We start from the raw sequence: 12,231 nt of genomic DNA, 5'->3' as shown, positions 1-12,231 counted from the left end.
CCGCCCTGCCGGCCGTACGCCGACGGAAGGACCTGACCAGGCCATGACGACCCCCTTCAGCAACCCGCTGCGCGATCCCCGGGACAAGCGGCTGCCGCGCATCGCCGGCCCCTCGGGCATCGTGATCTTCGGTGTCACCGGCGACCTGTCGCGCAAGAAGCTCATGCCGGCCATCTACGACCTGGCCAACCGCGGACTGCTGCCGCCGGGCTTCTCGCTGGTCGGTTTCGCCCGGCGGGACTGGGGCCACGAGGACTTCGGTCAGGTCGTCCACGACGCCGTGAAGCAGTACGCCCGCACGCCGTTCTCCGAGGAGGTCTGGCGGCATCTGGCCGAGGGCTTCCGCTTCGTGCAGGGCACCTTCGACGACGATCTGGCGTTCGACCAGCTCGCCCACACCCTGTCCGATCTCGACCAGGTCCGTGGCACCGGCGGGAACCATGCCTTCTACCTGTCGATCCCGCCGGGCGCGTTCCCGACGGTGCTCAAGCAGCTCAAGCGCGCGGGGCTGTGCGAGCAACGGGACAACGAGTGGCGCCGGGTCGTCATCGAGAAGCCGTTCGGTCACGACCTGCAGTCCGCCCAGCAGCTGAACGCCCTGGTCGGCGAGGTCTTCCCGGCCGAGAGCGTCTTCCGCATCGACCACTACCTGGGCAAGGAGACGGTCCAGAACCTGCTGGCGCTGCGCTTCGCGAACCAGCTGTACGAGCCCATCTGGAACTCGCACTACGTCGACCACGTGCAGATCACCCAGGCCGAGGACATCGGGGTCGGCGGACGCGCCGGCTACTACGACGGCATCGGCGCGGCCCGCGACGTCATCCAGAACCACCTGCTGCAGCTCCTGGCCCTCACAGCCATGGAGGAGCCCGTCTCCTTCGACCCGACGAACCTGCGCCGGGAGAAGGTCAAGGCGCTGTCCGCGGTCGTCCTGCCCAAGGACCTGGACGCCGGCACGGCTCGTGGCCAGTACGCCGCCGGCTGGCAGGGCGGCGCCAAGGTGCTCGGGTACCTCGAGGAGGAGGGCATCGACCCGGCCTCCACCACCGAGACCTACGCCGCGGTCAAGCTGCTGGTGGACACCCGTCGCTGGGCCGGCGTGCCGTTCTACCTGCGCACCGGCAAGCGGCTGGGCAAGCGGGTGTCGGAGATCGCCGTGGTCTTCAAGCGCGCGCCGCACCTGCCGTTCTCGCAGACCGACACCGAGGAACTGGGGTCCAACGCGCTGGTCATCCGGGTGCAGCCCGACGAGGGCATCACCCTGCGATTCGGCTCGAAGGTGCCCGGGCCGGCGATGGAGGTCCGCGACGTGTCGATGGACTTCTCCTACGGCCAGTCCTTCACCGAGGCCTCCCCGGAGGCCTACGAGCGGCTGATCCTGGACGTGCTGCTCGGCGAGCCCTCCCTGTTCCCGCAGGACGAGGAGGTCGAGCTGTCCTGGAAGATCCTCGACCCGATCGAGAAGGCCTGGGCCCGCAACGGCGCCCAGCCCGAGCCGTACAGCTCCGGCACCTGGGGCCCGGCGTCCGCCGACGCCATGATGGCCCGCGACGGCCGTGTCTGGCGCCGGCCGTGACGCCGCCCCGCGCGGGCCGGCCCGCCCTGTCCGAACCGGGCCACGGCCCCTCCCTCACCACCCCGAGAACGGGAGTCCGGCGTTGATCATCGACCTGCCCTCCACCACTTCGTCCAAGATCAACAAGGCGATGGTCGACCTGCGCGAGAAGGGCGGCACCGTCGCCCTGGGTCGCGTGCTCACCCTGGTCATCGTCACCGACGAGGGCGAGTCCGAGGAGCCCATCGAGGCCGCCAACGCCGCGTCCTTCGAACATCCCTGCCGGGTCATCGTGGTCGGCCGTGGATCGCGGCGCGGAGCCGCCCGGATGGATGCCCAGATCCGGGTGGGCGGTGACGCCGGTGCCAGCGAGGTCGTCGTGGTGCGCCTGTACGGGCAGCTCGCCGACCACGGCGCCACCGTGGTGGTCCCCCTGCTGCTGGCCGACGCGCCCGTCGTGGTCTGGTGGCCCGGCGAGAGCCCCGCCGTCCCCGCCGAGGACCCGATCGGTTCGCTGGCCCAGCGCCGGATCACCGACGGCGCCCGCACCAAGCGGCCGCTCGCCACCCTGGCCGCGCTGCAGGACAGCTACCGCCCCGGTGACACCGACCTGACCTGGACCCGGCTCACCTCCTGGCGGGGCCTGCTGGCCGCCGCCCTGGACCAGCCGCCGCACGAGAAGGTCATCTCCGCCGTGGTGGCGGGTTCGCCCGACTCGGTCTCCACCGATCTGATGGCGGCCTGGCTGGCCGTCCGCCTGCGCTGCCCCGTGCGCCGGGTGCGCAGCGGCCGTTCCGGCAGCGGTCTGGGCTCGGTCGTGCTGACCCGCAAGTCCGGGGACACCAGCCTGATCCGGCCCGACCAGCTCACCGCCACGCTGTCCGTCCCGGACCAGCCGCGCCGTGAGGTGGCCCTGCGCCGCCGCGGTCTGCGCGACTGCATCGCCGAGGAACTGCGCCGCCTCGACCCGGACGACGTCTTCGCCGAGGTGCTCGCCAAGGGCCTGCCCATGGTGGCCAAGCACGCCGAGGCCGCCGCGAAGGCATCCACCCGGGCCGGGACGAAGTCGGCGACGCCGGCCACCGCCCCGGTCGAGGCCGCCGCCGACCCCGCGACCCCGAAGGCCCGGGGGGGCCGCCGCCGGAAGACCGACGCCGGTCTGACCACCGTTCCGGACGGGGCGCCCGGCAACGGTCCGACGCTGGCCACCGACGGCGACACGCACACCGCGGACGACCTCGCGGGCTCCGCCCGCCGGGCGGCCGAGGCCGGTGACTCCGTGGCCGAGTCGGGCTCCACCCGGTCGCGCACCACCGCCCGGCGCGGCGCCGGGACGGCCCCGAGGACCCGGACCCCCCGCGCGGCGGTCGCGGCCACCGCGGACGCACCCACCACGGCGGCCCCCAGGAAGGCCGCCTCCCGCAGGGCGGCACCGGCGAAGACGGCGTCGACGAAGCCGGCGACCCGGCAGTCGGCCGGACGCAAGGATGCCGCCACTGAGTCCGCCCCCGCACCCGACGCCACCCCCACGCCGGCCCGGCGCGCGCGCAGGACCGCCCGATGAGCGCCGATCCCACCGTCGTGGTGCACGCCTCCGCCGACCTGCTGACCGCGGCGACGGCGGCCCGGTTGATCACCGCCCTGGTCGACGTCCAGGCGGAAGGTCGGGTCCCGTCGGTCGTCCTCACCGGCGGCGGCACTGGTATCGGGGTGCTCGCCCACGTCCAGGCCTCCCCGGCCCGGGACGCGGTCGACTGGAGTCGGGTCGAGGTGTTCTGGGGTGACGAGCGTTTCCTCGGCGCCGCCGATCCCGAACGCAACGACGTGCAGGCCCGCGACGCCCTGCTCGACCATCTGCCCCTGGACCCCGCTCGGGTGCACGCGATGGCCGCGGACGACGGCCCCGCCGGTGGCGATCCGGACGCCGCCGCGGCCGCCTACCGGGCGGCGCTCGACGGGCGCGACCACTTCGACGTGCTGATGCTCGGCGTCGGTCCCGAGGGGCACGTCGCGTCGATCTTCCCGGATTCCCCCGCCGTGCGGTCGACCGAGTCGGCCACCGCCGTCCGGGACTGCCCGAAGCCTCCGCCCACCCGGATCAGCCTGACCCTGCCCAGCATCGGCTGGGCCGACCACGTCTGGCTGATCACCGCCGGTGCGGGCAAGGCGGAGGCGGTGGCCCGGGCAGTGTCCGGCGCCGACCCCGTCGACGTCCCCGCCGCGGGCGCCCGCGGGCGACTCAGCACGCTGTGGCTGATCGACCGGGCCGCCGCCACGGATCTTCCCCCGCACTGACGCCGTCGCCCGGACGGGCTGTGGTCGGCACCGCAGGAGACGATGCCCACTCGGCCCGCCCGGGTTCCGCCCCGACCGGGATAATCGGCGGGTCGATCACCCGCCCGCCGCGACCGAGAACCGGCGCGGCGCGCAAGACACCAGACGATTCTCGAAGAGGAGATCACCCATGAGCCAGGCCCCCGTCAAGGTCACCGTGACCGGAGCTGCCGGTCAGATCGGCTACGCGCTGCTGTTCCGCATCGCCTCCGGACAGATGCTCGGCCCGGACACGCCCGTCGCGCTGAGCATGCTGGAGATCCCGCAGGGCCTGAAGGCCGCCGAGGGCACCGCGATGGAGCTGCAGGACTGCGCGTTCCCCCTGCTCGACAGCATCCAGATCACCGACGACGCCACCCAGGCCTTCGACGGCACCTCGGTCGCCCTGCTGGTCGGCGCCCGCCCGCGTGGGCCGGGCATGGAGCGCGGCGACCTGCTGTCGGCCAACGGCGGCATCTTCAAGCCGCAGGGGCAGGCACTCAACGCCGGGGCCGCGGACGACGTCCGCGTCCTGGTCGTCGGCAACCCGGCGAACACCAATGCCCTCATCGCGTCGTCCTTCGCCCCGGACATCCCCACCACCCGGTTCAGCGCGATGACCCGCCTCGACCACTTCCGCGCCGTGGGCCAGGTCGCCGAGAAGCTGGGGGTGCCGGTCTCGGACGTCCACAAGATCACCATCTGGGGCAACCACTCCGCCACGCAGTACCCGGACCTGTTCCACGCCGAGGTGGGCGGCCGATCGGTCGCCGATCAGGTCGAGCAGGAGTGGCTGGAGGGCACCTTCATCCCGACCGTCGCCAAGCGCGGCGCGGCCATCATCGACGCCCGCGGGGCGTCGTCCGCCGCATCGGCCGCGAACGCGGCGATCATGCACGTCAACACCTGGGTCCACGGCACCCCCGAGGGCGACTGGACCAGCGCCGCCGTCCCGTCCGACGGTTCCTACGGCGTCCCGGAGGGGATCTTCTCCTCCTTCCCGGTCACCGCGTCCGGCGGTGAGTGGTCCATCGTCCAGGGGCTGGAGATCGACGACTTCTCCCGCGGCCGCATCGACGCCTCGGTCAAGGAGCTCACCGAGGAGCGCGACGCGGTCAAGGCCCTCGGCCTGCTCTGAGCCTGACCGGCGCCCGACCAGTGACGGACGTGGGCCGCAGAGCGACCCACAGCAGCACCGCCCGAACGACCCGACGCCCTTCCGGCGCCGGGTCGTTCGGCTTTCCGGGGCCCTGCGCCGCCCTCCGCCGCCGGGTTCCACCGGGGGCCACAACGACGCACCGACTACGCAGGGTGCCGGGCAAACGGACAACCGTCCCTCATTCGGGCGGTTGTTGGCCTTTGTCACAGCTCTGGGTCACCACAATGACCACCTCATGACGTAATCTCGGTCCTGCGCATTCGGGGATGCGCTCGGGTGGCTCTCTGCCGCCGTGTCGTCCGGGGGGTTCCGGTTCGACACCGGGAACACAGCCGTTTCCGACGGTTCGTCCTGCTCTCCTGCGCGGAGGGCGACGAACGGACATCATCGAAGCGGACGGACGGTACCCACGCATGCGCTCACCAGTCGAGGAGCCAGCCATCACGGAGGCCAGCGCCACCCCGCCGACCACCGCACCGGGCCCCTCCGGCCTGAAGCGGGTGGCCGGCATCACCGCGTCCCTGGTGGGCACGCAGGCCTTCACCAGCATCCTGGGCCTGGCCTTCTGGACCCTCGCCGCCCGCACCTTCGCCGAGTCCGACGTCGGGGTGGCCGGCGCCGCCGTCGCCATGATGATGCTGCTGGGGTCGCTCGGTTCGCTGGGCCTGGGCACCCTGCTGATCGCCAAGCTCCCGCACACCCACGAGTCCTCGCGCCGGGTCCTGGTCCGTACCAGCCTGTTCGCGGCCGGGGTCACCGGCGGGCTGTTGGCCGTGGTCGTCCCGCTGGTCGCCGTGCACGCGTTCGGTGCGGACAACCTGCGGCCCCTGGTCGGCACGCCGCTGGCGCTGGCCGGTCTGGCCCTGGGCACCGGCCTGATGTCGGTCATCCTGGTGCTCGACCAGGCGGTGCTGACCATCGGCGTCGGCAACCTGCAGCTGGAACGCAACATCGTGGCCAGCGTGGTCAAGATCGGCGCCCTGCTGGGGCTGAACGCCCTCGGGGCGGGCGGCGGCATGGCCATCTTCCTGGCCTGGACCATCGGCTCGCTGGTGTCGCTGCCGCTGGTCTCCTTCCGGACCCGGGGCGGACGCGCGGGTTCGGGACGGCTCATCGACCTGCGCCTGCTCCGTGGGATGGGCCGGGACGCGGCCAGTCACCACGCTCTGAACATCACCATCCAGGCGACCCTGCAGATCCTGCCGATCATGGTCACGGTGCTGCTCTCCGCCCAGGAGAACGCCTACTTCAACTCGGCCGTCCTGGTCTCCGGGTTCGTCTTCGCCCTGCCGTTCGCCATCAGCGTGGGCCTGTTCGCCGCGGCCCGCGGCGACGAGCGGGAGGTGCTCAGCCGCATGCGGCTGACCATCCCGGTCGGCCTCGCGGTGAGCCTGTCCGCCATCATCGTCATCTTCCCGCTGGCCCCGCTGGTGCTGAACCTCTTCGGGTCCGCCTACTCCGACGAGGGCGCGAACATCCTGCGGGCACTGGTGCTGGCCGGCCTGCCGTTCGTGATCAAGGACCACTTCGTGGCCCTGCGACGGGTCCAGGGGCGCACCACCGAGGCGACCCTGCTGCTGGTGGTCTTCACCGTGCTGGAACTGGTCGCGGCGGCCATCGGTGCCGAACTGGGGGGCACGGTCGGCCTGTGTCTCGGCTTCGTCGGTGTGCTGGTCGTCGAGGCGTTGATCCTAGCCGTCCCGCTGTACCGCGGGTACCGCCAGATGACCCGAACCACCCCGAACGAGGGGCAGAACGCCGTCGCGGTGTCGACTTCACCGGGAGAAGAACGCCTCGGGGGGCACGATGACGAGCGGTCGGCGCTGCGCCGCGGGCCGGACGAGGAGAGTCGCATGGACCGCGCCACCCCGGACACGGGAGTGACATCGGCCGGTGCCGGGGGGATCCCGGACGTGCCCGCACCGCAGCTCCCTGCCGGTGCCGAGGCTGCCGCCACCCCGGTGGCCGGCGCCCGGACCGCCACCGCCGAACGACCGGTCGAGCAGCACGCCGCAACCGGAGATCCCGGGCCGAGCAATGGGTCACCGCGACCCGGCCGTCTCCGGCGGTTGCTGACCGGCCCCGACCCGCAGGCCCCGCTGGTGGTCGTCCCCGGGCGGCCGTTCACCGGGCCGGTGCTCGTCGTCATGGCCCTGGGCCTGCTGCTCATGGCCGTCGCCGCCGCGTCCTCCCGGACGGCGACGGCCACCGGTCTGCAGCAGACGCTGTGGGTCGCCGGTCTCGCGATCATCTTCGTCCCGGCCTGCGTGCGGGTGCTGTGGCCGCGCACGCCGCACGCCGAATGGCTGGTCCTGGCCATCGCCCTGCCGGTGCTGCTGCAGCTGAGCCGCCTGGTCATCTCCCCGGACCGGTTCGTCTTCCACGACGAGCTGATCCACGCGAACACCCTGCGCCAGATCGACGAGACGCACCGGCTGTTCAGCGAGAACCCGCTGCTGCCCGTATCGGGCTACTACCCGGGCCTGGAGGTCGTCACCGACGCCCTGCACCAGACCACCGGGCTGAGCTCGTTCGTCGCCGGCACCGTGGTGCTGGTGGCCGCGCGGGTCATCCTGGTGCTGGCCCTCATCGGACTGGTCACCCTGCTGACCGGGTCCCGTCGGGCCGGCGCCATCGCCAGCGTCGTCTACGTGCTGAACTCGCAGTTCCTGTTCTTCAACTCGCAGTACTCGTACCAGACTCTGGCCCTGCCGCTGGCGGTCCTGACCATCTACCTGTTCCTCACCCGTCGGCGGGGGGCGCGCACCGCGCTCGTGCTGCCGCTGGCCGGGGTGGCGGCGGTCGCGCTGACCCACCACGTCACCGCAATCCTGCTGGTCGGCACCTTCGCGGTGTGGGTCGCCCTGGCCGCGATCCTGCGCAGCCGGAAGGCCACCGGCACCGCCGTCGACGACGGGCGGCGGGCGGACGACCGCCGGGACATCGGCGGCCTGCTCGTCATGCTCGGCGCCAGCGTCGTCACCTGGCTGTTGACCGCGGTCAACCCGGGCAGCCCCATCGGGTCGTACCTGCTGGCCATCGTGACCAGCTCGTCCACCGACGTGGCGAGCCTGGCCGAGGGCGAGCAGACCAAGGCCCTGTTCGCCAACACCGCCGGCGCCGGACCCGCGCCGTGGGAGCAGGTGCTGATCATCGCCGCGGTGCTGATCAGCGCGGTGGCGCTGCTCGCCGCCCTGCTGTTCGGTCGGTCCCGGTTGCGCCGCCGTGACGCGTTCGGCGTGCTGATCACCCTGCTGGCCCTGCTGTACCCGGTGGTTCCCGGTGGGCACCTGACCCGGGCCACAGCCGAGGTCGGCGACCGGGCGGCCGGGTTCGTCTTCCTGGGTATCGCCGCCGTGGTCGGCTGGTGGTTGATCCACCGTCGGTGGACCGGCCGGCGCAGCGTGATCGGCACCGCGGTGCTGACCGTGGCCGCGACGATCACCTTCCTGGGCAACATCGTGCTGGGCTCGGGCCCCACCGCCCAGCAGCTGCCGGGGCCGTACCTCATCTCGGCGGACGCACGCAGCGTGGACGCCGACAACCTCGCCGCGGCGGAGTGGATGGCGGCGAACCTGCCGGTGGAGAGCCGGGTCTACGGCGACCGGGTGGGCGGCCTGCTGGCCGCGGCCTACGGCGGCCAGTTCACCGTCCGGCACGTCTCCACCCTGATCGACGCCTCCCGGCTGCTGCTCGACCCGCAGCTCACCGACGCCGACTTCGACCTGATCAAGCGGGCCCAGCTCGAGTACCTCATCGTCGACCGGCGGCTGGCCAACGGCCTGCCCAACCAGCAGGTCTACATCGAGAACGGCGAGTTCGAGGGCCAGGGACGCACCACCCCGGTGTCCCCGGAGGCCCTGGACAAGTTCACCGGCGTCGCCGGTGTCCAGCGCATCTACGACAACGGATCCATCGTGATCTACGACCTCCGGGAGCTCCGCGATGCCCAGTGACACCCTCACCACCCAGGACCGGGACACCGGTCGTGCGGTCAGCCGCGACCTGGTGTGGCGCGCCGGCCTGGTGCTGCTCGCCGAGCTGCTGGTCGTCATCGGTGCGCCCACCTGGTTGACCACCCCGGTGGTCGTCGTCGCCGCCCTGGTCGTGCTGGAGCGGGTGGCCCGGCTGCGCCGCCGCGGCCGGCTCGATGCCGTCCTCGTCGGGTTGGGCGGCGCCGTGGTCGTCGTCGCGCTCACCGGGCTGCTGCTCACCGTGCTGCCCTGGGGCCTGACCCGGTTGACCTGGTCGATCGCGCTCAGCCTGCTCGCCCTGCTCGCCCTGGCCCTGGCCGAGGGCCGACCGGCGGCACCATCACTGGCCGCCGGCCTGCGCGGGCAGGTGTCCGTGCTGACCCTGGTCTGCACGCTCATTGCCGGCGGCATCGTCACCGAGGCGATCGTGATGTCCGTGGTGTCGACCGATCAGGTCACGGTGCCCGGCGTGCAGATGGCCGCGCCCCCCGCGGTCGACGGTGCCACCACGGTCACCATCACCTCCGGCCGCGCGGCCGGCCCGCTCGACATCGTGGTGGAGACCTCCACCGGGCGATCCGTACTGGCCACCGGCATCGTGCTCGACCCCGACGTCCCGGTGCAGGTGCCGTTGACGCTGACCGCCGGCGAGACGGTCACCGTGCAGCTGATCAACCCGGGCCAGAGCACCCCGGTCCGCGAACTCATCCTGGACGGGACCCCCCGATGACCGCCCGCCCCTCCCCGCTGGCGCGGCTGCGCGCGGCGGTCACCGGTCACGGCCGGACACCGCTGCCCGTCCCGGCCGACCGACCCATCCGGGTGCTGCACGTGGTGCAGCGCTACTTCCCCGAACTCGGCGGCCTGGAAACGCACGTCGCCGAGGTCACCAAGCGGCTGGCGCTGCGCTCCGACGTCGAGGTCACCATCCTGACCACCGACCGCAGCGGCGCCCTGCCCGAGCGCGACGAGGTCGGCGGCGTCCCGGTGATCCGCCGGCGCAGCTGGCCGAAGGAACAGGACTTCTACTTCTCCCCCGGCATCGGCAAGGTCATCGCCCAGCCCCAGTGGGACGTCATCCACTTCCAGGGCATCAACACCCTGGTGCCGCTGGTCGGCATGCTGGCCGCGATCCGGGCCGGCAAGCGGTTCGTGCTGACCTTCCACAGCGGCGGTCACTCCTCGGCCGGGCGCACGGCGGCCCGCGGGGCGCAGTTCTCCGTGCTGGCCCCGCTGCTGCGGCGGTCGGCCAAGCTCATCGCAGTGAGCCGGTTCGAGAAGAAGCGGTTCAGCGCGGCCACCGGTATCGACCCCGACCACTTCGTGGTCATCGGCAACGGGGGCGCCCTGCCCGCCGTCGCCGCCGACGTGACGGCGCGTCAGGGGCGGATGGTCTCCAGCGGACGACTGGAGAAGTACAAAGGCCACCACCGGGCCATCGAGGCGATGCCGCTGATCCTGGCGGAGATGCCGGACGCCGATCTCGTCGTCCTGGGCGCCGGCCCCTACGAGCAGGCGCTGCGCGATCTCGCCGTCGAGCTCGGCGTGCAGGACAGCGTGGCCATCCGTCATCTGCCGCCCGCGGACCGCTCGGCCATGGCCCGGGAGCTGGCGCAGTCGAGCCTGATGATGGCGCTCTCCAGCTACGAGGCGCACCCGGTGGGCGTCATGGAGGCGGTCGCCTCCGGGTTGCCCGTGCTCGGCTTCGACATCGCCGGCACCGGTGACCTCGTCGAGGACGGCCTGGTCACCGGGATCTCCGCCGAGTCGAGCAACGAGGAGATCGCAGCCGCCGCGCTGCAGCTCCTGCGCGCGCAGGACCCGACGGCCCCGCGCACCCGCCCCGAGGTGGACCTGCCCACCTGGGAGCGCTGCGCCGACGGGGTTGCCGGGGTCTACCAGGAGGTCGTCGGCCGCGCGGTGGCGCCGGCGGACCGGGTGGCCGGCGGATGACCGACGGCACCGCCCCCGGCCCGCCCGCCGCCCCGGCGGACGCGAACCGCCGGACCGAGCCTGCGGACCACGCGCATGCTCCGATCCTGGGGAGGGTGGTGCACGTCATCACCACCCTGACCACCGGTGGGGCCGAGCGCCAGGTGCAGGCGATCACCGCCCACAGCCGCCACCCCACCACGGTCATCGCGCTGTACCACGGCGGGGTGGTGGCCGACGCGATGGCCGCCGCCGGCCAGGACGTGCAGATCCTCGGGGGCATGGACGGCTGGGCCAAGCTGACCGCCGTTCCCCGGCTCGCCCGCTCGTTGCGGCGGCTGCGACCGGACGTCGTCCAGGTGCATCTGCTCTCCGCCCAGCTCTGGGCCATCCCGGCCGCGCGCCTGGCCCGCATCCGCACCGTCATCTCCACCGAGCACTCGCTCATGGACACCACCATCGAGAACCGCCCGCTGACCCCGCAGCTCAAGTGGCTCTACCGCGGGCTGGAGGCGTTGAGCACGCACACCGTCGCGGTGTCCCGGATGACCCGCACCCGGTTGCTGGCCTGGGGTGTGGCCGACCGGCGCATCACCGTGGTGGACAACGGGATCGACTTCGCCGCCCTGCGGTTCGATCCGGCGGCCCGCGACCGGGTGCGGTCCGAGCTCGGCATCGGTCCGGACGTGCAGGTGGTCGGCGGGGTCGGCCGGCTGGAGCCGGTCAAGCGCTTCCCCCAGCTCCTCGAGGCCCTGGCCCCGACGCTCGGCCGGGGACGACGGGAACTGGTGCTGGCCGGCGACGGCCCGCTGCGCGCCGAGCTCGTCGCCCGCGCCCAGGCGCTGGGGGTGGCCGACGCCGTGCACGTGCTCGGCCCTCGCGGGGACGTCCCCGCCGTGCTGGCCGCGATGGACGTGCTGGTCAGCCCGTCCCGGGACGAAACCTTCGGCATGGCCGTCATCGAGGGCATGGGCGCCGGGTTGCCCGTCGCCTACGCCCAGTGCCCGGCGCTGGACGAGCTGTCCGAGCAGCCCGCCTCCGCCCTGCCGCTGGCACCGTCGGATGCCTCCGCCGACGCCGAGCGGGTCGCCCTGGTCGCCGCCGTCGAGGAGCTGTTCTCCCGCGTCCCGGCCGACCGGACCCGGCCGGACGCGGACGTGGTCGCGCGCTACGGCATCGAGGCCACGGCCCGGCGGTTGGACGATCTGGCCGTCCGGTTGGCCCGGCGCTGAGTTTCCTCTCTCCCGCGCGACGGTGCACGCCCCGACAGTGCCCCCGGAACACCCCCGCCCGTCTCC

General features: G+C 72.9%; 8 protein-coding genes. All 8 read left to right on the top strand.

Features of this window, described 5'->3' with window-relative positions:
* Nucleotides 1-43 precede the first annotated feature (43 nt).
* The 8 genes from zwf to J2S58_RS01540 all read left to right on the top strand — a co-directional run bounded on the left by zwf (nt 44) and on the right by J2S58_RS01540 (nt 12,165).
* A complete protein-coding gene (zwf, locus tag J2S58_RS01575) occupies nt 44-1,576 on the top strand; it encodes a glucose-6-phosphate dehydrogenase (protein ID WP_205255264.1) in 1,533 nt (510 codons plus the stop codon).
* Nucleotides 1,577-1,658: 82 nt separating this feature from the next.
* On the top strand, nt 1,659-3,119 hold the full coding sequence (locus J2S58_RS01570; protein WP_205255263.1) for a glucose-6-phosphate dehydrogenase assembly protein OpcA: 1,461 nt from the start codon (nt 1,659-1,661) through the stop codon (nt 3,117-3,119).
* Nucleotides 3,116-3,850, top strand: a complete 735-nt coding sequence (gene pgl, locus J2S58_RS01565; RefSeq protein ID WP_205255262.1) for a 6-phosphogluconolactonase — start codon at nt 3,116-3,118, stop codon at nt 3,848-3,850. The genes J2S58_RS01570 and pgl overlap by 4 nt, the downstream gene beginning before the upstream one ends.
* Before the next feature lie 169 nt (nt 3,851-4,019).
* Nucleotides 4,020-5,006 carry a malate dehydrogenase gene (locus J2S58_RS01560; protein WP_205255261.1) on the top strand — a complete coding sequence of 329 codons (987 nt, stop codon included), beginning with the start codon at nt 4,020-4,022 and terminating at the stop codon, nt 5,004-5,006.
* A gap of 434 nt (nt 5,007-5,440) precedes the next feature.
* On the top strand, nt 5,441-8,983 hold the full coding sequence (locus tag J2S58_RS01555; protein WP_205255260.1) for a hypothetical protein: 3,543 nt from the start codon (nt 5,441-5,443) through the stop codon (nt 8,981-8,983).
* Nucleotides 8,973-9,731 (top strand): hypothetical protein, encoded by a 759-nt coding sequence (locus J2S58_RS01550; protein ID WP_205255259.1) that lies wholly within the window; start codon nt 8,973-8,975, stop codon nt 9,729-9,731. The genes J2S58_RS01555 and J2S58_RS01550 overlap by 11 nt, the downstream gene beginning before the upstream one ends.
* Entirely contained in the window at nt 9,728-10,954 is a 1,227-nt protein-coding gene (locus J2S58_RS01545; RefSeq protein ID WP_205255258.1) for a glycosyltransferase family 4 protein, read from the top strand. Before J2S58_RS01550 ends, J2S58_RS01545 begins: the two co-directional genes overlap by 4 nt.
* 95 nt (nt 10,955-11,049) lie before the next feature.
* Nucleotides 11,050-12,165, top strand: a complete 1,116-nt coding sequence (locus J2S58_RS01540; protein WP_205255257.1) for a glycosyltransferase — start codon at nt 11,050-11,052, stop codon at nt 12,163-12,165.
* Nucleotides 12,166-12,231: the final 66 nt, after the last annotated feature.

The organism is Nakamurella flavida, assembly GCF_030811475.1.
GTDB classification, from domain to species: Bacteria; Actinomycetota; Actinomycetes; order Mycobacteriales; family Nakamurellaceae; genus Nakamurella; species Nakamurella flavida.
The sequence above is the reverse complement of the archived record's forward strand: the minus strand, read 5'-3'. Positions and strand labels throughout refer to the sequence as shown.